Origin of the sequence: Rhodococcus koreensis, assembly GCF_017068375.1 — a bacterium.
Taxonomy (GTDB): Bacteria; Actinomycetota; Actinomycetes; order Mycobacteriales; family Mycobacteriaceae; genus Rhodococcus_F; species Rhodococcus_F koreensis.
The window spans coordinates 5,518,639-5,539,101 of the sequence record NZ_CP070609.1; the positions used below are offsets into that span (position 1 = coordinate 5,518,639).

Consider the following 20,463-nt stretch of genomic DNA (forward strand, 5'->3'; position numbering starts at 1 on the left):
AAATTCCGGGTCGGGGTGTCCGCGTGTCACCATGGTCTGACCTGGGGTTCCTGGATAATGTGTTGGTGGCCAAGGGATATCGACCGGTGAATCGTGATCAGCAGTTCCTGTTGCCGCCGGACATGCGGGAGTGGGTGCCGCCCACGCATCCGGTGTGGACGGTGATCGAGATCGTCGACGAGCACCTCGACACCTCGGCGTTCCACGCTTCTCGTCGCACCGGGGGCGCGGGCCGGGCCGGGTACGACCCGGACATGCTGGTGACCCTGCTGATCTGGGCGTGGTCGCGGGGGATGCGGTCCTCCCGGCAGATCGAGCGGGCCTGCACCGAGGTGGTGTCCTACCGGGTGATCTGCGCCGGTGACACCCCCGACCACGTGACGATCTCCCGGTTCCGCAAGGACAATCACACCGCCTGTCAGGACCTGTTCACGCAGGTCCTGATCCTGGCGGCGTCGCTGGGGTTGGGGCGGCTCGAGACGATCGCGTTGGACGGGGTGAAGATCGCCTCGAACGCCTCGAAGGACGCCAACCGCACCGAGGCCGGGCTCCGCAAGGCCGCCGCCGCCGAGGCCGCGCGGATCGCCGCGGCCGCCGCGGCGGCGCACGCGGCCACCGATGATGCCGAGGACGACCTCTACGGCGAGGACGATCCGGGCCCGGGCCAGGTGCCGGCGGAGTTGGCCGATCCGGGCACCCGGTCGGCGCGGATCGCGGAGGCGTTGGCGCAGCTCGACGCGGACAAGCGGGCCGAGCAGGCCGAGCGGGACGGGAAGTCACGGCACTACCTGGCCCGGCTCGACGCCGGCCAGACGGTGATGGGCCGGGTCCCGGTCGGGGCCGAGGTCGCCGCCGCACGCCGGCGGCTGGACGCGGCGGTCACCGCCCAGCAGGCGGTGCTCGACCGATTCGAGGAGCGCACCGCGTCCGGGGCCCGGGGCGGGTTCGTCCCGAAACCGGTCGACGAGCACCACCTGGTCCGGCGGCGGCGCACCGAACTCGACACCGCCCTGCGCAAGCAGGCCGCACGCGATGCCACCGCCGGGCAGCGTCGCCGCAACACCACCGACCCCGACTCGCGGCTGCAGCCGCTACGCGGCGGCGGCTGGCTGCAGGGCTACAACTGCCAGGCCTTCACCAGCGTGGACGGGGTGATCCTGGCCACCGGGGTCGGGACCGGCCCCGCCGACTACGACTACTTCCCCGAGATGGTCGACAAGGCCGGTAAGGCCGCGCAACTGATCGACACCACCCGCCGCCACACCAACCCGAACCCCGCCCCCGCTCCGGCCCCGGCTCCGGCCCCGGCTCCGGCTCCGGCTCCGGCTCCGGAGGAGTTGATCGGGGTGATGCTCTTCGACGCCGGCTACTGCTCCCGCGAGAATCTGACCGCCCCGGGCCCGGACCGGTTGATCGCCACCGGCAAAGCCCGTGACCTCGAAACCGCGGCGGCCGAGAACCCGGTCACCGGATCCCCACCACCACACGCCGATCCGATCGCAGCGATGACCCACCGACTGCGCACCGAGGCCGGCATCGCCACCTACCGCCAACGCTCACCCATCGCCGAAACCGTGTTCGGGCACGCCAAACACAACCTCGGATTCCGCCGGTTCACCAGCCGCGGCCTCGACCGGGCCCGCAGCGAATGGGCCTTCCACGCCGCGGTCCACAACATCGGCAAGATCCTCACCCACCTGAGCGCAGGACACACCCTCCCGGCCACCGCCTGACCAGGCGGGGCCACCCCCGCCCGCACCGGCACCCGCCACAAGCCACGAGAGGGCCACACCACCCTCACTCAATTCCGCAACATCCCCCCGGCGGTTAACAAGTACTCACGGGTGCGAAGCGCTACGCTCGAACAGGATAGTGACGAGTCCTGAACGGGGCCGTGATGCACGAATTGGCAATCACCCAGAGCGTCGTCGACGCCGTCTGCGAGACCGCTGCGGGACGGACGGTCCACAGCGTGCGGGTGCAGGTGGGGGCGCTGACTGCGGTGGTCGCCGATTCGATGCAGTTCTGTTTCGAACTGGTCACCGAAGGGACCGTCGCGCACGGTGCCCGTCTCGACATCGACCACACGCCGGGCGGTGCGCACTGCCGTGAATGCGGCGACGACTTCGTGCTCACGGACCTGGTGTTGCTGTGCCCGTGCGGAAGTGCGGACGTGGAGGTCACGTCGGGTCGGGAACTACGAATCCTCTCGATGGAAGTGAGCTGACGCAAATGTGTGCCACCTGTGGATGCGGAGACGAGACGGGGACCAGGATCACGGTGCCCCACGAGCACCCCCACGACCACGCACACGAGCACGACCACGCACACGAGCACACCCACGAACACCCCCACGACGAGCACCCACACACTCACGAACACGCGACCGAGACGGTCACCCTCGAACAGAAGGTGCTGGCGAAGAACGACCTCACGGCCGAGCGCAACCGGGGCTGGCTGGCGGGGCGCGGGGTACTCGCCCTCAACGTGATGAGTTCGCCCGGGTCCGGGAAGACGACGCTGCTCGAACGCACCATCGCCGACATCGGTGGGCAGCGTCGGGTCTCGGTGGTGGAGGGCGACCAGGAGACGATGCTCGACGCCAACCGCATCAAGGCGACGGGATGTGCTGTGGTGCAGGTGAACACGGGCGCCGGGTGTCATCTCGACGCCGAGATGATGCGGGACGCGCTGACCGCCCTGGACCCCGAGCCGAATTCGCTGCTGTTCATCGAGAACGTGGGGAATCTCGTCTGTCCGGCACTGTTCGATCTCGGTGAGAAGAGCCGGGTGGTGGTGATCTCGGTGACCGAGGGGACGGACAAGCCGCTGAAGTATCCGCACATGTTCGCGGCGGCGAACCTGGTGATCGTGAACAAGGCGGACCTGTTGCCGTACGTGGACTTCGACGTCGACCTCTGCACGAAGTACGCCCGGTCGGTAAACCCGGACCTGCAGATGATCACATTGTCGGCGACGACCGGTCAGGGCATTCGGCAGTGGTACGACTGGATCGCGAAGCAATGAAGCCACTACACGACGGGGCCGGACGACGCGGCGCGACGCGCCGGGGACCGTTGACATCCGCTCGGCGGCGGAGCTAAATAAATATCAGCGCCACGCAGGTGGGCCGACGGTCGACTCCGGTGGCGACAGGAGTTGTGTTCACTCCGGAAAGCGACCTGATATGCCGACACAGGAAGCAATCAACGCCGAGGACACCCTGATTCACGTGCTGTGGATCAATGCGGGACTCAGTTGCGACGGCGATTCGGTGGCCTTGACGGCTGCGACGCAGCCCAGTGTCGAGGAGATTGCCCTGGGGGCCCTGCCGGGCCTGCCCAAAGTGGCCGTGCACTGGCCGCTGATCGACTTCGACAACGGTCCGGAGGGCGGCGCCAACGACTTCCTGGAATGGTTCTGGAAGGCGGACCGCGGCGAACTCGAACCCTTCGTGCTGGTGGTGGAGGGTTCCATCCCGAACGAGCAACTTCACGACGAGGGTTACTGGTGCGGCTTCGGCAACAATCCCGAGACCGGTCAGCCGGTGACGACGAGTGAGTGGCTCGATCGTCTGGCTCCGAAGGCGACGGCGATCGTCGCGGCGGGCACGTGCGCGACGTACGGCGGCATCCACGCGATGGCGGGCAACCCGACCGGGGCGATGGGTGTTCCCGATTATCTCGGCTGGGACTGGAAGTCGAAGGCGGGCATTCCGATCGTCTGCGTTCCCGGTTGCCCGATCCAGCCGGACAATCTGTCGGAGACGTTGACGTATCTCCTCTACATGGCCACCGAGCAGGCGCCCATGATTCCGCTCGACGACGCGCTGCGGCCGCAATGGCTGTTCGGCGCCACGGTGCACGAGGGCTGCGACCGCGCCGGCTACTACGAGCAGGGTGATTTCGCCACCGAGTACGGCTCACCGAAGTGCATCGTGAAGCTGGGGTGCTGGGGTCCTGTCGTCAAGTGCAACGTCCCGAAGCGGGGCTGGATCAACGGTGTGGGTGGGTGCCCGAATGTGGGTGGTATCTGCATCGGGTGCACGATGCCGGGCTTCCCGGACAAGTTCATGCCGTTCATGGACGAACCGCCGGGCGGCAAACTCTCCACCACGGCGTCCGGACTGTACGGATCCGCCATTCGCAGTTTGCGCAAGATCACCAAGAACACGTTGGACAAAGAGCCGCACTGGCGCAGTCGCGGTACGAAACTGACCACGGGCGCGACACGCACCTGGTAGTCCCGCTCGGGGTCTCGGGCGGTGGTCCGCCGGCCTCGAACACTGAGAGGTACGTCGATGACAACGATCATTCCGGAACCTTCGCACAAGTCGGAATCCGACGGCCTGGTCGAGATGGCGTGGGATCCGATCACGCGCATCGTGGGTAGCCTGGGCATCTATACGAAGATCGACTTCAAGCAGAAGGAAGTCGTAGAGTGCCACAGCACTTCGTCGATCTTCCGCGGCTATTCGATTTTCATGAAGGGTAAGGACCCCCGCGACGCCCACTTCATCACGAGCCGGATCTGCGGCATCTGCGGTGACAACCACGCGACGTGTTCGTGCTACACCCAGAACATGGCCTACGGTGTGAAGCCCCCGAACATCGGCGAGTGGATCGTCAACCTCGGCGAGGCCGCGGAATACATGTTCGATCACAACATCTTTCAGGAGAACCTCGTCGGTGTGGACTTCTGCGAGAAGATGGTCTCCGAGACGAATCCGGGGGTGCTGGCGCAGGCCGAGAAGACCGAGGCGCCGCACGCCGGGGAGCACGGCTACAAGACCATCGCCGACATCATGCGGTCGCTGAACCCGTTCACCGGCGAGTTCTACCGGGAGGCGTTGCAGGTCAGCCGGTGGACCCGAGAGATGTTCTGTCTCATGGAGGGTCGGCACGTGCACCCGTCCACCCTGTACCCGGGTGGTGTGGGAACGGTCGCGACGATTCAGCTGATGACCGACTACACGACGCGTCTGATGCGCTACGTGGAGTTCATGAAGAAGGTCGTCCCCATGCACGACGACCTGTTCGACTTCTTCTACGAGGCGATGCCCGGCTACGAGAAGGTCGGCCTGCGCCGGACCCTCCTCGGCTGCTGGGGGTCGTTCCAGGATCCCGCGGTGTGCAACTTCTCCTACAAGGACATGGAGAAGTGGGGTCGGGCGATGTTCGTGACGCCCGGCGTCGTGGTGGACGGAAAACTGGTCACGACGTCGCTCGTCGACATCAACCTCGGTATCCGAATCCTGTTGGGCAGTTCGTATTACGACGACTGGACCGACCAGGAGATGTTCGTGAGGAACGATCCGCTCGGGAACCAGGTCGACCGCAGGCATCCGTGGAACCAGCACACCAACCCGCACCCGCAGAAACGCGACATGGAGGACAAGTACAGCTGGGTGATGTCGCCGCGGTGGTTCGACGGCACCGACCACCTCGCGCTGGACACCGGCGGCGGACCACTGGCCCGGCTCTGGAGTACCGCCCTCGCGGGCCTCGTCGACATCGGGTACGTGCAGTCGACCGGTCACAGCGTGAAGATCAACCTGCCGAAGACCGCGCTGAAGGGCCCGGTCGAGTTCGAATGGAAGATCCCGCAGTACGGCAGCAACACGATCGAGCGGGACCGGGCGCGGACCTACTTCCAGGCCTACGCGGCGGCGTGCGCGCTGCACTTCGCGGAGCAGGCGCTCGCCGAGATCCGGGCCGGGCACACGAAGACCTGGGAGAAGTTCGACGTCCCCGACGAGGGGATCGGCTGCGGCTTCACGGAGGCGGTGCGCGGAGTCCTGTCGCACCACATGGTGATTCGCGACGGCAAGATCGCGAACTATCACCCGTATCCGCCGACGCCGTGGAACGCCAACCCCCGCGACAGCTTCGGTACACCGGGGCCGTACGAGGACGCGGTGCAGGGCCAGCCGATCTTCGAGGAGAACGACCGGGAGCACTTCAAGGGCATCGACATCATGCGGACCGTCCGCAGTTTCGACCCCTGCCTGCCGTGCGGTGTGCACATGTATCTCGGTGAGGGAAAGACGCTGGAGAAGCTGCATTCGCCCACCCAGTCCGTGACCGGCGAGTGACGGGGTACGCATGGAGAGTGGCGGATCGGAGACGTGGGGGAGTGACGAAGTAGCAGACGACCCCGATCGGTGGCGGACAGCCGGCGAACGGATCGACAGCCTGTTGGACGCGAGTTCGACAGGTGGCTCGGTGGCCCGCGAGCGCGCCGAGCAATTGGTCCGGGAGGTGGTCGAACTCTACGGCGCCGGGTTGCAGCGTGTCCTCGACATCATCGGTGACCGCGACGACGACCTCGTAGAACGTCTCGCCGCCGACGAACTCGTGGCCAGCCTGCTCCTCGTGAACGGACTCCATCCGCACGATGTCGAGACGAGGGTTGCCTCCGCACTCGACAGCGTGCGCCCCTACCTGGGCTCCCACGGCGGTGACGTGGAATTGCTCGGCGTGGTGGACGGTGTGGTGCGGTTGCGGCTGACCGGCAGTTGTCAGAGCTGCCCGTCGTCTGCGGTGACGTTGGAACTCGCCGTCAAGGACGCCGTGCTGGCGGCCGCGCCGGAGACCGTGGACATCGAGGTGGTGGGCGCCACCCCGGCCGCCGGTTCCGGGCTGATCGCCGCGGAATCGCTGTTCTCCCATGTTCATCCGAACGGATTGGACGGGTCGAGCGGCACCGGGACGTGGGTGTCGGTGCCCGAACTCGAGGAACTGACACCCGGGGAGGTGGCCGGGTTCTCCGTCGCCGGGCTGCCGATCCTGGTGTGCCGGATCGGGGAGCAGTTGTTCGCCTACCGCGACCGGTGCGCCGCCTGCACCCACTCGCTGGCCGGGGCCACGCTGCAACGGAAGGCGGGCGGTCAGGTGGGGGACGCGGTGCTGCGCTGCCCGTCGTGCCGGGCGCATTTCGACCCGCGTCGCGCGGGCCTGCGCCTGGACGGCGACGCGGACGCCGAAACGCTCTCGCCGCTCCCGGTCCTCGTGCGCGACGGCGTCGTCTCCGTGGCCGTGCCCGCCGCGGAGGTGGCGTGATGAGCCCGTCGGGGAACGGGCTGCGCATTCTGCAGCGCATCGCGTCCGAGCGGCCCAAACCGGTGGTCGGGGAACGGTGCGACATGTGCGCCGTGCCGATCGCCGACGCCCACCAGCACGTCGTGAACGTGCAGGACCGGCAACTGATGTGCGTGTGCCGCGGGTGCTACCTGCTGTTCACCGACGAAAACGCCGAACTGCGCTTCCGGGCCGTGCCGGAACGCTACCTGTCGTTTCCGAACTTCGAACTCGCCCCCGGTCGCTGGGACGAACTGGAGATCCCCGTCGGGCTCGCGTTCGTGTTCCGGAATTCGCTGCTGGCCAAGACCGTCGCGTTCTATCCCGGTCCGGCGGGCGCGACCGAATCGGAACTGCCCCTCGACGCCTGGGACGGTGTGCTCGCGGTGAACCCCGCGCTCGGCCGGCTGTCCGCCGACACGGAAGCCCTGTTGCTGCGGGTCCCCGAACACGGCGAGGGCGACCCCGAGTGCTACCTCGTACCCATCGACGCCTGCTACCAGTTGGTGGGGCAGTTGCGGCAGGTGTGGCGGGGATTCGACGGCGGCCAGGACGCACGGCGGGTCATCGACACGTTCTTCGACGACGTGCGGGCGCGCAGTCGCGTCGCGAAGGAGCCGACGTGACCGAGTTGACGTTCCGTGTGGAAGACGTGTTCCCGGAACCGTTCGCGGTTGCGCCGAATCTGACTGCGCGGGTGGAGGTGACGGAGTCGAGCGGCGCCGTCGTGCACGCGATGGCCGTGCGGTGCCAGGTCCGCATCGACCCGCAGCGCCGCCGCTACACGGACACCGAGGTGGAGGGCCTGCTCGATCTGTTCGGGCCCCGCGAGCGGTGGACGGCCACGCTGAAGCCGTTCCAGTGGATGCAGACCAGCACCGTGGCCCAGGGGTTCACCGGGTCCAGCGTGGTGGAGTTGCCGCTGCCGTGCACGTACGACTTCGAGGTGACAGCCTCGAAGTACCTGCACGCCCTGGATGAGGCCGGGTCGACGGTGCCGCTGGTGTTCCTGTTCAGCGGAACGGTCTTCACGCGCGGGGTCGCCGGGTTCGGCGTGGAACGGATCCCGTGGGACCGCGAATCGACGTACGACTTGCCGGTGGCGGTGTGGCGCGAACTCGTCCAGGCGCACTACCCGAATACGGGCTGGGTGCGCCTCGATCACGACACGCTGGCGGCACTGGCGAAATACAAGGCGGCGCACGGACTGCTCGGACTGGACGTCGCCATCGCAAACCTGCTGCAGGGAGCCGGGGAGGTGATCGCATGATCTCCCCGGCGTCCCTGCAGCGAGTACGGGCCGTGGCCGACGCGGTCCTCTACGAGGGCTACCTGCTGTATCCGTATCGTGCGAGTTCGTCGAAGAACCAATCCCGGTGGCAGTTCGGCGTCCTCGGACCGCCGGGTGCGGCGGAATCGGGAGTCGGCGAGGAACCGCGCCTGTCCTGTCAGACGCTGATGCGCCCCCGTCCGGGTCAGCGGTCCGGCGTGTCGGTGACCGTCCGGTTCCTGCAACTGCAGGTGCGTGAGGTGGAGAAGGCCGCGGGGTCCGGGTTCGAGCCGGTCGGGGAACTCACCGTCGCCGGCCGCAGCTGGCTGTCGTGGGACGAGGCGGTGGAACGCGAGATCGACCTGGGCGCGGTGTTCCCGGCCGAGGAGCTCGAGGACTGCCGGCTCGACGTGGACGTCGAGGGGGGAGTGGACGTCGAGGAGTTGCGCGAGGACGACGGCACCCTCGCCGGGCGCGTGGTGCGGACCAGGTGGCCGCTGCGCGCCGTCGTCCGCGTCGGCAGCGACCGGCACGACGGACTGGACCTACTGCGGGTGTCGATCGAGAACGTGAAGATCGACGCGATCGGCACGTGGTCGAAGGATTCGGCCATCAGGCACTCGCTGATCGGGGCGCACCTGATGTTGGCTGCGGAGGACGCCGAGTTCGTCTCGCTGCTCGAGCCGCCCGACGACGCCGCGCCGCTCGCGTCGACCTGCCATCAGGAACGCTGCTACCCCGTGCTGGCCGGGCTGCCGGGGGAGACGGACCTCGTCCTGGTGTCGCCGATCATCCTGTACGACCACCCGGAGGTGGCCGAGCAGAGCGACGGCGCCCTGTTCGACGCCACCGAGATCGACGAGATCCTCACCCTGCGGGTCATGACGCTCACCGAGGAGGAAAAGCGTCAGGCGCGCGCCACCGACCCGCTCGCCGCCCAGATCATCGACCGCTGCGAGCAGATGTCGCCGGCGACGCTCGCCCAGATGCACGGCGTCCTGCGAAACCCGCATTTCCCGAGCCCCGACATCCCGGAGCAAGGTAACGCCGAGCGCGGCCTCCCCGACATGGGTCTCGTCCCGGAACTGACCGACGACGTGCCGTGGTGGGATCCGGACGCCGACACCGCCGTGCGCCCCGACGTCGACGGTGTGATCGTGAACGGCGTCCGGGTGGCGAAGGGCACCGTCGTGCGGATCCATCCGTCGCGGCGCGCCGACGCCCAGGACCTGTTCTTCGCGGGACAGCTCGCTCGGGTGGTGACCGTGCACGCCGACGTCGACGGTGGTACCCACGTCGGCGTCGTGCTGATGGACGATCCCGCTTCCGAGTTGCACGAGTGGTACGGCAGGTATCTGTACTTCGCCCCGGACGAGGTGGAGCCCGTATCGGCAGACACCGGAAAGGAAGAACAGTCATGAAGATTCTCGGAGAGGCCACCACCGCCGCGCTGGCGTTGCTGGCGGTCGCCGGTGTGGCGGTCGCCGTCTTCTCGCTTCCCGACATCAAGCGGTACCTGCGTATGCGCAAGATGTGAGGCCACGTGACGGACAGGCGGGTGCTGGTTGCCGGTGTGGGCAACATCTTCTTCGGCGACGACGGATTCGGTCCCGAGGTGCTGCGTGGTGTCGCGACGAGGTCGCTGCCGCCGGGAGTCCGGGCCGTCGATTTCGGCATCCGTGGAACACATCTGGCGTACGAACTGCTCGACGGGTGGGGTGCACTCCTGCTGGTCGACGCCGTTCCCGATCGAGGTGAGCCGGGGGCATTGAGGGCGTTCGAGGTGGGACCCGATTCGGTGCCCGCGGCGCCGCTCGACGCGCACAGCATGGATCCGGGGGCGGTGTTTGCCAGTCTCCGCGCGCTTGGCGGAACCCTGCCGCGCGCCGTGGTCCTCGGCTGCCAGGTGGACAACACCGACGAGGGAATCGGGCTGTCACCGCGCGTCGCCGCCGCCGTCGCACCGGCCGTCGACACGGTCTTCGAAATCGTGGACCAACTGCTGGCGCCCCACGCAGCGACGCTGCAACCGGAGAAGACGGAGGGCTGAATCGTGTGTCTCGGAATTCCCGGCCGGGTGGTGCGCATGCTGGAGGGCTACGGCAACCAACTCGCGCTCGTCGACGTCGTCGGCGAACAGCGCAAGGTGAACGTCGGCATGCTGCCCGAGGACGTCAGCCTGGAACCGGGCGACTGGATCGTCATCCACATGGGATTCGCGATGGAGAAGGTGGACGAGGCAGGCGCCGAAAAGGCGATGGCGGGGCTGGAGATGATGGGACGCTCGCGGACGGCGGACGAAGACTAGCTCTGCGTTCCGGCGTGGCGGGGGTCCGGCGGTCCGGCGACGAAGTCGCGCGCCCGATTCCAGCGGGCGTGGTAACGCTCCCCGAACCGCGCCTGGGAGCGTGCCAGCCGGCGCGGTCGGGTGCCGTAGCGGCGCACTGCCCACCAGGAATCGGGCTTGGCCAGGCGGATCGCGCCGACGATCGCGACGGGCTGGAACACGATCCCCACGATCCCCGTGACGAACTTGCCCTTGAGCAGGCAGATCAACGAGATGCCGAGTGAGATGAGCAGATAGCCGATCGACGTCCACCACTGGGCGGTGCCGATCTGCCCGCTCACGAGTTCGGCGCCCCCGATCATCAGACCGGTGATCATGAGCGCGCAGAAGATCGCGTCCACCGACTTTCGTCCGGACGTGCTCCAGTACACGTCGTCGAGGTGTACCCACAGAGCGAACTCGTCGAAGGTCAGTGCGAGACCGACCCCGAACAGCGCGGCGAAGACGTTGAGCGCCGTGCCCTCCGGGGTGGTCGCGATCAGTGCCAGCCCCGCCAGCGTCATGAACAGGATCCCGAAAACCTGGTGGTGCAGGTGCACCCCGCCGACGGTGATGTCACCGATCAGACCGCCCCCCGAGTCCGCGGCGTCGTCCGTGGGTTCCGCTCCCGTTTGCGAGCGGATACGGCGGGTGATGATCCGGGTGACCACAAACGTCACCAGAACCGCGATGAACAGCCACATCACGGGATACAGGACCACTATCCGGCTGTCGCCTTCGGTGTCCACGACGATTTCGGCGAGAAGGGCCATCTCGACACTCCGTCAGGTGGGGGAAATCGATCTCTATCCGGGTATACACCCCGACCGCGGACCGCAAACGACGTTCCGCCCACCGACTTCCTGCCGGACCTCGTCACGCCGGGAGACCGGCCAGGGGGCCGTGGCCGAAGGTCGTGCCGGTGGCGGTCAGTAGGCGGGTGGGGTCGTACCAGTGGTCGCGGCCGATCAGGTCGAGGTGCCGTTCGGTGAGGCCGTGCCGGGTTCCGGCGGTGACGGCGTCGTCGAAGGTGAGAGAGCTGCCCGGCATTCGGAGGCGTCCGGAGTCCGCGAGTGCCCGGCCGAGTTCGCGGACGGTGACAGGGTCGGGATGGCAGGCGTGGAACACGTCGCCGGAATGTGCCGGGGCCTGCGCGGCGAGGGTCGCGAGAATCCGGGCGAGGTCGGTCACCGCGACGACCGAGATCCGGGACCGCCCCTCGTCCACCCAGGCGCCCAGCGTCTCGAGGATCCGGATGAATCCGGGGACGAACCAGCGGTCGCCGGGCCCGTGGACGAATCCCGGCCGGACGACGCAGCCGCCCGATGCGAGGACGCGGTGTTCGGCGGTCAGCCTGCTCGCGCTCAGCGCCGAAACGGGTGCGGGCGTGGCGTCGAACTCACCGATACCGCTGTGCGGTCCGGGGCCGTACACGCCGATGGTGCTGACGTAGAGCACCCGGCAGATGCCGTTCCGGGCGGCGGCGGCAAGGAGATTCTCGGTGCCGTCGACGTTCACCGCGATGCAGTGCGCCGCGTCGCTGCCGGTGTAGGAGGCGGTGTGGATCACGACGTCGGCGCCGGTGAGCGCCCTGCGGAGGCTCACCGGATCGGTCAGATCCGCCTGCGCGGACGGCACGCCCGGAATGTCCTGGTCCGACGGTCTGCGCGCGACCGCGGTGCACGCAATCCCGGCCGATACGAGGGCCCGCACGGTGGCGGACCCGATGAAGCCCGTCGCTCCCACGACCGCGACACGTACCGGCGCGGAGGGTCTTCGACCACGCTCGCTCGCGGTCGACGCTGGTACCGTCTCTCCGGGCAATGGGCGCGTGTTCCGTGCTTTCATCGTCATCGTTCTTCTCTCGTGCGGCAGGGAAAGGTGTGAACGTGGTTCAGCAGGCGCGTGCTGCGGCGACTCGACAGCAGATCGTCCGCGGGGCGGCGGAGATGTTCGAGAAGTCGGGTTTCGAAGGAGCCAGACTCGGCAACATCGTCGAGAACGCCGGAATCACGAAGGGGGCCTTGTACTTCCATTTCCGTTCGAAAGAGGATCTGGCGCGTTTCATCATCGGTGAGCAACACCGGATCTCCATCGCGTCGGTCGAGGCGATCGGCCGCGAGCAGGTGTCGGCGATCGAGCAGATCGTGATGCTCTGTCACGAGATGGCTCGGCAGATCGTGGACGACCCGATCGTGCGAGCCGGTATCCGGATCACCCTCGAACTCAGTGCCGACGACCAGGGCCCCGCGGATCCCTATCTCGACTGGATCAACAGTTGCGAGATGCTCGCCACTCGGGCCGTCGAGCAGGGGGATCTCCGCGCGGACATCGACCCGCCGAGGCTGGCGCGGTTCGTCATCGGCGCCTTCACCGGCGTCCAGACCGTCTCCCAGGTGTTGACGCAGCGCACGGACCTCGAACAGCGCGTCGACGACATGTGGGGGTTCCTGCTCCCCGGGATCATGCCCGCGACCCGGCATCAGGACATCGCCCGGATCCGGCGGGCCCGCTGGGTACCGGACGACGCCGACTAGCCGGACGCGCATGCGCTCACCGCGGTAGGTGCGAGCGCCGCGGTTCCGCGCACGACCGCCACACCGCCCTGCCGTATCGACCCGCTGATGGACAACGCGCCGTCGTCCATTACGTCCAGCCGGATCGTGGTCCGTTCGTCGAGTTCGGCGAAACGGTGGAACGTGGCGCCCAGGGACGCGAGATGCGCGTCCGGCAGGCCGAGTCGGGCGCAGGCCGCCTGCCGCATCGCCTCGAGCAGCAGCATCCCGGGAATGTGATCGCACGGATGGTCGAACAGCACGGGGTGCGCGTCGTCGATCCGCAACTCCCACTCGCTCTCGGAGCGTCGCGGACCGAGGACCACGTGCGCGTCGTCGACGTGACCGACCAGCGCAGCCGGGGCGGGAGTCGGGCACCACGGCGCGTCGATCGCCCGCGGGCCGCGCTCACCCCACCGGGCGCGTGAGTATGCGGCCGGAGGGAAAACTACCGCGTGACCCGTCGCGGAGCCGGCATCCTGTCCGGCGATCCGGAACCGCAGGTCGACGTGGAACGCGGACAGCGCCCCGCCGCGGTACACGTGCTGGGACGCGGTGACCTCGACGACCACATCCGCGGCCGCCGCACCCACCGCGAGCGCGCCGGGTACCGCATGCACCTCGAGGTGCTGCATGACGAACCGGTTCGGCAGGGGGACGGAGAAGCGGGTGTGTCCCAGGTAGATGGCGGTCTGCCGGAGCGTTTCCGCCAGCAGCATGGTGTCGTAGTGCCCGTCTCGGGCGCGGTAAAAGCCGTGCAGGCGGGGCCACTGCGCGGCGACGACGAACCGATCCGGCGCAGGCAGCGAGACGCAGTCGGTGAGGAAGACCTCGGCCACGGATTGGCGGTGCACGTACCTGCGGGGCACGGTCCGCTCGAACGACATCGGAGGAAGGGCATCGGGTACCGGACGGGAAATTCGCGCCACAACCCCATCTCCCCACAGAACCGGTCGGCCCGATGCCGCGGACCGCCCGAACTATAGAACACAGACCGCGCGGTCTGTGATGTGGGGAGTGCGTTGCTACCGGCCCTTCAAGCTGCCGATTCGAAGCGATCCGGGGTTGTCGTCCTCGTCGAGGTCCTCTTCGATCTCGCGGACGTACTCCTTCGGGTCCTTGTCCGAGGTGTCCACCTCCGACACGGTGCGGTGAACGAGGAAGTATTCGGCGAACCGCCGCCCGAGCGACTCGCGAAGATCATCCGGTGCGGTCCGGAAATCGGCCAGGCCCTCCCGTTCCTCCTCGGCCATGTGTTCGTCGTTGGCCCGGCGCGTCCGGCCGACTGCCGCCCACCACTCCTCGGAGAGGACGGGGTTCCCCGCCGCCGCCCGGACGCCGTCGCGGATGTCGTTGTGGTCCCCGATCGCGTCGAGGGTCTCGGCTTCCGCCTCCGCGTCCTCGCCGACACGAAGGAGTTGGGGATAGAAGATTTCCTCTTCCGCTGCAGCGTGCAGATCCAGGCGTTTCGCCAACGGCGTCCACACCGCCTCCACGGCCGTGATCTCCACCCGGCGCCGGGACTTCAATTCGTCCAGTGCGGCGAACTGCCGCCGGAACCACTCGTGGTCGTCGAAAATCAACTCGATGATGTCGGTCATGATTCGATCCTGCATCTCTTCAGGCGGCTTCACCGCCCGTGCGCCTTTTTGGTAGCGCGAACAACCAAAAAGGCGCACGGGCGCGGAGCGCCTGTCAGTCCCCGGTCGCCGCCTTCAGATGCGCGGCAGAGGCCGCCTTGAGATGGGTGAGATCCGACGCGACGGTCGCGAACGTGTATCCCTCCGCGAGTCGGCGGGCTGCTACCGACCCGTCGGGGGTGTGGATGCCCGCCGCGATGCCCGCCGCTGCGGCGGCCTCCCGGACCCGGGTCACGGCCGCCTCGAACTCGTCGTCGACGCTCGGATCGTTCGGGTGCGCGCCACCCACGGCGAGGCGCAGGTCGGACGGCCCCACGTAGACGCCGTCGAGTCCGGGGACGGCGCAGATCTCCTCCACGTTCGCCAGCCCCTGCGGGGTTTCGATCATCACGACGACGACCGTGTCGCGGTTGGCATCCGACGGGGTCGGGCCGATCCGCAGTTGCGAGCGCATCGGCCCGTACGAGCGCACGCCGGCGGGCGGGTAGGTTGCGGCAGCAACGGCGCGGGCAGCTTCCTCTGCCGTGTTCACCAGCGGAACGATCACTCCCGCCGCGCCGGCGTCGAGTGCCCGGCCGATCGGTGTTGGGTCGTTCGACTCGACCCGGATCATGCCGACCGTGGAACCGGAGGCATCGATGGCGGTGAGCCCCGCGACCATGCCGGAGTATCCGATCAGGCCGTGCTGGAGGTCGAGGGCGATGTAGTCCCAGCCGACGTGGGCGAGCCACTCTGTCGACACCGGGCTGTCGATCACGGACCAATAGCCGACGATCCGTTCCCGGCCGCGGAGTCGGGCGGCGAATTCCTGGGCGCTCATGAGGGCGATTTCTCCTAGCGGTTGTAGTTGGGCATGGGTCCGCGCAGGGCGCTGCCCACTTCGTCGCACGCGTCGATCAGTTCGTCGTCGAGTGTGCCCTTCGCGACAGCGGCGATGTTCGACTGCAGGTGCGCGACCTTGGATCCGCCGAGGAGGATCGGCCCCGCCGCCGGCTTGGACACCAGCCAGCGCAGAGCGAGTTCGGTGAGCGGGATGCCGGCCTTGTCGGCGATCACGGACAACTGGGTGATCGCATCGAAGATCGCGGTGTTCCAGTACCGGTCCTTGTACATCTGCGCCAGCCGCGAATCACCGAAGCGGCCGTCCGCCGGCTTCGTGTCGAACGAGTGCCGTCCGGTGAGGAGGCCGCCGCCGAGCGGGTTGTAGACCATCGTGATCAGTCCGGTGACCGCGGCGAATTCGACGTACTCCTCCTCGATGCGCCGGGCCAGCAGGTTGTAGAGCTGCTGGGCGACGATCGGGCGGGGTGCGCCGACGGCGTCGGCGGTGTGGTTCAGTTCCGCGATCTGCCAGGCCGCGAAGTTGGAGACGCCGAGGGCGCGGATCTTGCCCTCCGACACGAGTTCGGCGACGGTGGAGAGGGTGTCGGCGAGGGGTGTGGCCCGGTCGGGCTGATGGAGATAGAACAGATCGACGTAGTCGGTGTCCAGTCTCTTCAGGCTCGCCTCGACGCTCGCCCGGAGGCCCGCGGGGGACAGCGGTGAGTGGTCGCCCGCGTCGGGGTGCGGCATTCCCGCCTTGGTGGCGAGGGTGATTCGGTCGCGGCGCGTGCCGAGCAGTCGGGCGAGGAGGCGTTCGGACTCTCCGCCGGCGTAGCCGTTGGCGGTGTCGATGTGGGTGATGCCGGCGTCGAGCGCGGCGTCGACCATCGCGGCGGCACCGTCGAAGTCGACGGTGTCGCCGAACGTCATCGTGCCGAGAACGAGTGAGGTCAGATCGAGTTCGGGCATCAAGCTACTCCTCGGGATGCGGTGCGGGAAACGTCGGCCGCGCCGGGTGAACGCGAGACGAGGTGGCGGGGTTTGATCCCGACCATGGTGGTGGGGTCGAGCGCGGCGGCGCGCAGGGCCTGGGTGTACGGCTCGGCGGGACGTTCGAGAACGTCGGTGGTGGAACCGCTTTCGACCACCTGTCCGCGGGACATGACGATCACGGTGTCGCTGATCTCGCGGACGACGCCGAGGTTGTGGGAGATGAAGACGTAGGTCAGGCCGGTGTCGTGCTGGATCTCGCGGAGCAGATCGAGCACCTGAGCCTGCACCGACACGTCCAGTGCGCTGGTGGCCTCGTCGCACACGAGGAGTTCCGGTCCGCTCGCCAGGGCCCGGGCAATGCCGATGCGTTGCCGCTGACCTCCCGAGAATTCGGCGGGGCGGCGATGAAGCGCCGTGGCGGGCAGGCCGACGCGGTCGATCAGCTCCGCGGCTCTGCGCGCCCGCTCGGACTTGCTCCGGACGCCCTGCAGGCGGAGCGGTTCGCCGACGATGTCGACGGCCGTCAGGTGCGGGTCCAGTGAGCCGTACGGGTCCTGGAACACCATCTGCACGCGAGACCTAAAGGGCCGCAGCGCCTTCTCCGACAGCTGCGCGATGTCGGCACCGTCGACGAGGATCCGGCCGGAGGTGGGGGTGAGCAGCCGGACGATCGATTTCGCGATAGTCGATTTCCCGCACCCCGACTCACCGACGACGGCGAGGGTCGCGCCCTTGTCCACCGAGAAGCTGACGGTGTCGACGGCGCGGAACACACCGTCGGGGACCGGGTATTCGACGACGAGGTCCTCGACGGACAGCAGAGGGGCATTCATGTCGACGCTCCTACGGTCGTGGTGAAGTCGCCGAGCCGCGGCACGGCGTCGAGCAGTTTCTTGGTGTAGGCGCTGCGAGGATGGAGAACGAGATCCTCGGCTCCGCCGTTCTCGACGAACCGGCCGTCCTTCATGACGTAGATCCGGTCCGACATCAAGCGGGCGACGCCGAGATCGTGAGTGATGACGAGCATTCCGACGCCGGTGCGCTCCTGGAGTTCGAGCAGCAGGTCGAGGATGCTCGCCTGCACGGTCACGTCGAGGGCGCTGGTGGGTTCGTCGGCGACGATCAGTTCGGGACCCGACGCGAGCGAGCAGGCGATCAGCACACGCTGCAGCATTCCACCGGACAACTGGTGCGGATACTTCCCGAGTTGTCCCGCCGGATTCTGGAGCCGTACCTGCTCGAGCAGTTCCACGGCCCGCGCGGTTTCCTTCGACCTTCCGGTGATGCCGCTGTGGCGCACCGCCTCCCGCAGCTGGGATCCGACGGTGTGCACCGGGCTCAGCGCCGTCATCGGGTCCTGCGGGATCAGGGCGATGTGCCGGCCCCGGACCTTCGCGAGCGCCTTCGGCTTCCCGAGGATGTCGCAGTCCTTGAACCGCACCGCGCCGGAGAGGACGGCGAGGTCGTCGGGCAGCAGACCGAGGAGGCCCATCGCCGTGGTCGATTTTCCCGACCCCGATTCGCCGATGATCGTCACCGTTTCGCCGGCGTCGATGCTGAACGACACGCCGTCCACTGCGCGGATGACGCCCCGGGCGGTGATGAGTTCGATCTGCAGTTCGTCGACTCGCAGCAGATTCGTCATGTCACGCAATTCCCTTCCACGCCCGGAGTCGCTGTAGTACGCCCGGTTGCAGTCGCAGCGACTTCGGCCGATCCCGGAGCCCGTCGCCGAGCAGGTTGACACCGACGACGAGCAGCACGATGACGAGGCCGGGGAGGGTCACCAGCCACCACGAGGTGGTGATGTAGTCCTGCCCGTCGGAGATGATCCGGCCCCAGGTGGCGAATGGACGTTGCGGTCCGGCACCGAGGTAGCTCAGCGCGCTCTCGAGGAGCACGGCCTGCGCGAGCAGCAGCAGCACGACGAGGGACGCCTGCTTGATGATGTTGGGGACGATGTGGCGGAGCAGGATGGCGGTGCGTCCGAGTCCGAGCACGCGGGACGCCGCGATATACGGTTTCTCGCGTTCGACGAGGACGAGTGAACGGGTCAGCCGGGCGATCTCCGGCCACTGGGCAATGGCGATGACGAACGTGATGACCGGGATCGACGGGCCGAACAGGGCGACGACGAGCAGCAGCATCATGAGGAGCGGCAGCGACAGCTGGGCTTCGAGGAGACGGCTGACAACGGTATCGGCCCAGCCGCCGAGGTAGCCGGCGAGTGCGCCGAGGCACAGGCCGATCAGTCCGGACACGACCACCGCGAGAATTCCGACGGTGAGCGATACCTGCCCGCCGTAGAGGACGCGGGAGAGGAGGTCGCGGCCGAGTTGGTCGGTGCCGAACAGGTGCCCGGGTGTCAGCGGTGGCAGCCGGCGCTGGGCGAGGTCGGTGGCGTCCGGAGACGGCAGGGGCAGTAATTGTGCGCAGGCGACCGGCAGAATGACGGCCAGGGCGCAGATGCTGCCGATCCAGATCTTCACCCGGCTGTCGCGAGCGACTCGGGTGGCACCGGCCCGGGCGATGTCGCGGCGGGTGACCGTGGACGGGCGCGCATGCGCCGGGGGATCGACGATGGTGGTCATTTACTCGTTCCCTTTCCGAGTCGGACGCGCGGGTCGAGGAGCGGATAGCAGAGGTCGACGAGAAGCTGGACGAGAACGGCGAGTACTGCGGTCACCAGGACGGTGGCCTGGATGAGGGGGTAGTCCCTCGTCTCGAGTGCCCGTACGACCAGCGATCCGACGCCGGGCCACGCGAAGACGACCTCGACCACGACGACACCGTTGAGCATGGATGCGAACCGGGTGCCGAGAGCGGTCAGCACGGGGATCGCGGAGTTCCGCAGCGCGTACCGCCAGATGAGCTCCCGCTCCGGGACACCCCGCGAGCGGGCCACCGTCATGTACGGCGAGGAGAACGCGCCGACCATCTCGCGGCGGACCATGCGGGAGATCAGGGCAATCTGCAGGACGGCCACGGTCACGGTGGGCAGCACCAGGCTGGACCAGGTCGTGAATCCGGCCGCGGGGAAGATCGGGATCAGGACAGCGAACACGGTGATGAGCATCAGCCCGGTCCAGAAGTCGGGCATGGACTGGCCGGCGATCGTGACGACGTTGGCGCCGAGTTCGCGCCTCGTGTCGGCGCGGCGCGCCATCCACACGCCCAGCGGGATGGCCACCAGCGTGGTGAGCACGATCGCCGCGACGGACAGGGTGATCGTGTATGGCAGCCGGGCGAGGACGACGTCGAAGGCGGGTGCCTGGAACGTGTACGAGGTGCCGAGATCGAGGTGGAGAAGGCCGCGGAGATACAGCAGGTACTGGGTGAACACGGACTGGTCGAGGCCCATGTCCGCCCTGATCCGGGCGAGGTCCTCGGTGCTGGCCAGCGGCCCGGCCATCGAGTAGGCGGGGTCGCCGGGCGCCATCCGGATGAGGACGAACACGGTGGTCAGTGTCAGGAAGACGGCCAGCGCGCTCTGTCCGAGGCGTTTGACGACGTATCGGGGCATGGCCGCCGTCAGCACCCTCGGGGCGCGGGAGGTCCGGGTCCGGCGGGGAGCCGATGATGCCGAGTCCGGGGGCTGGGCTGCAAGCGCCGTGTCGGCGGCGTGCTGCGTCATGAGGTCACCGGCCGTTCGGGGTCTGCGTGAGGGGTCATCGTCGACCTTTCGATAACGCCGGCGATGGAGGGTGTCGACACCGCGGCGTGTCGGGTACAGCAGCTTCGTTTGTAACTCAGCTCACAATCGCACTAATGCGCGTTG

Annotated in this window: 23 protein-coding genes; 13 read left to right on the forward strand and 10 right to left on the reverse strand. The window is 67.9% G+C overall.

The window, feature by feature from the left end:
- The first annotated feature begins 59 nt into the window (after window positions 1–59).
- From JWS14_RS25330 to JWS14_RS25380, 12 genes are all read left to right on the forward strand, one after another.
- Window positions 60–1,733, forward strand: a complete 1,674-nt coding sequence (locus JWS14_RS25330; protein ID WP_420855142.1) for a transposase — start codon at window positions 60–62, stop codon at window positions 1,731–1,733.
- 164 nt (window positions 1,734–1,897) lie between these two features.
- Window positions 1,898–2,227, forward strand: a complete 330-nt coding sequence (locus tag JWS14_RS25335; protein ID WP_072938989.1) for a hydrogenase maturation nickel metallochaperone HypA/HybF — start codon at window positions 1,898–1,900, stop codon at window positions 2,225–2,227.
- Between the two features lie 5 nt (window positions 2,228–2,232).
- Entirely contained in the window at window positions 2,233–3,027 is a 795-nt protein-coding gene (gene hypB / locus JWS14_RS25340; protein ID WP_206014686.1) for a hydrogenase nickel incorporation protein HypB, read from the forward strand.
- 160 nt (window positions 3,028–3,187) lie between these two features.
- Entirely contained in the window at window positions 3,188–4,243 is a 1,056-nt protein-coding gene (locus JWS14_RS25345) for an NADH-quinone oxidoreductase subunit B family protein (protein ID WP_072938985.1), read from the forward strand.
- Between the two features lie 57 nt (window positions 4,244–4,300).
- A complete protein-coding gene (locus JWS14_RS25350; protein WP_072938983.1) occupies window positions 4,301–6,094 on the forward strand; it encodes a nickel-dependent hydrogenase large subunit in 1,794 nt (597 codons plus the stop codon).
- A gap of 10 nt (window positions 6,095–6,104) precedes the next feature.
- The gene (locus JWS14_RS25355; protein WP_072938981.1) at window positions 6,105–7,061 is read left to right on the forward strand and encodes a NifU family protein; all 957 of its coding nucleotides are present in this window, start codon (window positions 6,105–6,107) and stop codon (window positions 7,059–7,061) included.
- Window positions 7,061–7,705, forward strand: a complete 645-nt coding sequence (locus JWS14_RS25360) for a DUF5947 family protein (protein WP_072938979.1) — start codon at window positions 7,061–7,063, stop codon at window positions 7,703–7,705. Before JWS14_RS25355 ends, JWS14_RS25360 begins: the two co-directional genes overlap by 1 nt.
- Window positions 7,702–8,349 carry a DUF6084 family protein gene (locus JWS14_RS25365; protein WP_206014687.1) on the forward strand — a complete coding sequence of 216 codons (648 nt, stop codon included), beginning with the start codon at window positions 7,702–7,704 and terminating at the stop codon, window positions 8,347–8,349. Before JWS14_RS25360 ends, JWS14_RS25365 begins: the two co-directional genes overlap by 4 nt.
- The gene (locus JWS14_RS25370; protein WP_206014688.1) at window positions 8,346–9,770 is read left to right on the forward strand and encodes a hypothetical protein; all 1,425 of its coding nucleotides are present in this window, start codon (window positions 8,346–8,348) and stop codon (window positions 9,768–9,770) included. Before JWS14_RS25365 ends, JWS14_RS25370 begins: the two co-directional genes overlap by 4 nt.
- Window positions 9,767–9,886: a DUF6893 family small protein gene (locus JWS14_RS51790; protein WP_371851542.1), complete on the forward strand. Its 120-nt coding sequence runs from the start codon at window positions 9,767–9,769 to the stop codon at window positions 9,884–9,886. The genes JWS14_RS25370 and JWS14_RS51790 overlap by 4 nt, the downstream gene beginning before the upstream one ends.
- A 6-nt stretch (window positions 9,887–9,892) precedes the next feature.
- A complete protein-coding gene (locus JWS14_RS25375; RefSeq protein WP_072938970.1) occupies window positions 9,893–10,399 on the forward strand; it encodes a hydrogenase maturation protease in 507 nt (168 codons plus the stop codon).
- 3 nt (window positions 10,400–10,402) lie between these two features.
- Complete coding sequence (locus JWS14_RS25380; RefSeq protein ID WP_072938967.1) at window positions 10,403–10,657, forward strand: HypC/HybG/HupF family hydrogenase formation chaperone; 255 nt, start codon at window positions 10,403–10,405, stop codon at window positions 10,655–10,657.
- Here JWS14_RS25380 and JWS14_RS25385 read toward each other — a convergent pair.
- Window positions 10,654–11,448, reverse strand: coding sequence for a hypothetical protein (locus tag JWS14_RS25385; protein WP_072938965.1), 795 nt, complete (start codon window positions 11,446–11,448; stop codon window positions 10,654–10,656). The genes JWS14_RS25380 and JWS14_RS25385 overlap by 4 nt on opposite strands.
- A gap of 103 nt (window positions 11,449–11,551) precedes the next feature.
- A complete protein-coding gene (locus tag JWS14_RS25390) occupies window positions 11,552–12,529 on the reverse strand; it encodes an NAD-dependent epimerase/dehydratase family protein (protein ID WP_206014689.1) in 978 nt (325 codons plus the stop codon).
- Between the two features lie 35 nt (window positions 12,530–12,564).
- On the opposite strand from JWS14_RS25390, the gene JWS14_RS25395 reads away from it, so the two are divergent.
- On the forward strand, window positions 12,565–13,212 hold the full coding sequence (locus JWS14_RS25395) for a ScbR family autoregulator-binding transcription factor (protein WP_206014690.1): 648 nt from the start codon (window positions 12,565–12,567) through the stop codon (window positions 13,210–13,212).
- Here the strand turns inward: JWS14_RS25395 and JWS14_RS25400 are convergent.
- The 8 genes from JWS14_RS25400 to JWS14_RS25435 all read right to left on the reverse strand — a co-directional run bounded on the left by JWS14_RS25400 (window position 13,209) and on the right by JWS14_RS25435 (window position 20,208).
- On the reverse strand, window positions 13,209–14,159 hold the full coding sequence (locus JWS14_RS25400; RefSeq protein ID WP_206014691.1) for a ScbA/BarX family gamma-butyrolactone biosynthesis protein: 951 nt from the start codon (window positions 14,157–14,159) through the stop codon (window positions 13,209–13,211). The two genes, JWS14_RS25395 and JWS14_RS25400, sit on opposite strands and share 4 nt — an antisense overlap.
- A 96-nt stretch (window positions 14,160–14,255) precedes the next feature.
- Window positions 14,256–14,831 carry a hemerythrin domain-containing protein gene (locus JWS14_RS25405; protein WP_072938956.1) on the reverse strand — a complete coding sequence of 192 codons (576 nt, stop codon included), beginning with the start codon at window positions 14,829–14,831 and terminating at the stop codon, window positions 14,256–14,258.
- A gap of 94 nt (window positions 14,832–14,925) precedes the next feature.
- Window positions 14,926–15,690, reverse strand: a complete 765-nt coding sequence (locus JWS14_RS25410; RefSeq protein WP_095863179.1) for an HpcH/HpaI aldolase family protein — start codon at window positions 15,688–15,690, stop codon at window positions 14,926–14,928.
- A gap of 14 nt (window positions 15,691–15,704) precedes the next feature.
- A complete protein-coding gene (locus JWS14_RS25415) occupies window positions 15,705–16,661 on the reverse strand; it encodes an aldo/keto reductase (RefSeq protein ID WP_206014692.1) in 957 nt (318 codons plus the stop codon).
- Entirely contained in the window at window positions 16,661–17,518 is an 858-nt protein-coding gene (locus JWS14_RS25420; RefSeq protein WP_206014693.1) for an ATP-binding cassette domain-containing protein, read from the reverse strand. The genes JWS14_RS25415 and JWS14_RS25420 overlap by 1 nt, the downstream gene beginning before the upstream one ends.
- Window positions 17,515–18,330 (reverse strand): ABC transporter ATP-binding protein, encoded by an 816-nt coding sequence (locus tag JWS14_RS25425; RefSeq protein WP_206014694.1) that lies wholly within the window; start codon window positions 18,328–18,330, stop codon window positions 17,515–17,517. Before JWS14_RS25425 ends, JWS14_RS25420 begins: the two co-directional genes overlap by 4 nt.
- 1 nt (window position 18,331) lies before the next feature.
- Entirely contained in the window at window positions 18,332–19,276 is a 945-nt protein-coding gene (locus tag JWS14_RS25430) for an ABC transporter permease (RefSeq protein WP_072938942.1), read from the reverse strand.
- On the reverse strand, window positions 19,273–20,208 hold the full coding sequence (locus JWS14_RS25435) for an ABC transporter permease (RefSeq protein ID WP_206016184.1): 936 nt from the start codon (window positions 20,206–20,208) through the stop codon (window positions 19,273–19,275). The genes JWS14_RS25430 and JWS14_RS25435 overlap by 4 nt, the downstream gene beginning before the upstream one ends.
- Between the last annotated feature and the right edge of the window lie 255 nt (window positions 20,209–20,463).

Coding starts and splice junctions, on each gene's coding strand:
- JWS14_RS25335 (WP_072938989.1), top strand. CDS start 1,898: ATGCACGAATTGGCAATCACCCAGAGCGTCGTCGACGCCGTCTGCGAG.
- hypB (WP_206014686.1), top strand. CDS start 2,233: ATGTGTGCCACCTGTGGATGCGGAGACGAGACGGGGACCAGGATCACG.
- JWS14_RS25345 (WP_072938985.1), top strand. CDS start 3,188: ATGCCGACACAGGAAGCAATCAACGCCGAGGACACCCTGATTCACGTG.
- JWS14_RS25350 (WP_072938983.1), top strand. CDS start 4,301: ATGACAACGATCATTCCGGAACCTTCGCACAAGTCGGAATCCGACGGC.
- JWS14_RS25355 (WP_072938981.1), top strand. CDS start 6,105: ATGGAGAGTGGCGGATCGGAGACGTGGGGGAGTGACGAAGTAGCAGAC.
- JWS14_RS25360 (WP_072938979.1), top strand. CDS start 7,061: ATGAGCCCGTCGGGGAACGGGCTGCGCATTCTGCAGCGCATCGCGTCC.
- JWS14_RS25370 (WP_206014688.1), top strand. CDS start 8,346: ATGATCTCCCCGGCGTCCCTGCAGCGAGTACGGGCCGTGGCCGACGCG.
- JWS14_RS51790 (WP_371851542.1), top strand. CDS start 9,767: ATGAAGATTCTCGGAGAGGCCACCACCGCCGCGCTGGCGTTGCTGGCG.
- JWS14_RS25385 (WP_072938965.1), bottom strand. CDS start 11,448: ATGGCCCTTCTCGCCGAAATCGTCGTGGACACCGAAGGCGACAGCCGG.
- JWS14_RS25390 (WP_206014689.1), bottom strand. CDS start 12,529: ATGACGATGAAAGCACGGAACACGCGCCCATTGCCCGGAGAGACGGTA.
- JWS14_RS25405 (WP_072938956.1), bottom strand. CDS start 14,831: ATGACCGACATCATCGAGTTGATTTTCGACGACCACGAGTGGTTCCGG.
- JWS14_RS25410 (WP_095863179.1), bottom strand. CDS start 15,690: ATGAGCGCCCAGGAATTCGCCGCCCGACTCCGCGGCCGGGAACGGATC.
- JWS14_RS25415 (WP_206014692.1), bottom strand. CDS start 16,661: ATGCCCGAACTCGATCTGACCTCACTCGTTCTCGGCACGATGACGTTC.
- JWS14_RS25420 (WP_206014693.1), bottom strand. CDS start 17,518: ATGAATGCCCCTCTGCTGTCCGTCGAGGACCTCGTCGTCGAATACCCG.
- JWS14_RS25425 (WP_206014694.1), bottom strand. CDS start 18,330: ATGACGAATCTGCTGCGAGTCGACGAACTGCAGATCGAACTCATCACC.
- JWS14_RS25430 (WP_072938942.1), bottom strand. CDS start 19,276: ATGACCACCATCGTCGATCCCCCGGCGCATGCGCGCCCGTCCACGGTC.
- JWS14_RS25435 (WP_206016184.1), bottom strand. CDS start 20,208: ATGCCCCGATACGTCGTCAAACGCCTCGGACAGAGCGCGCTGGCCGTC.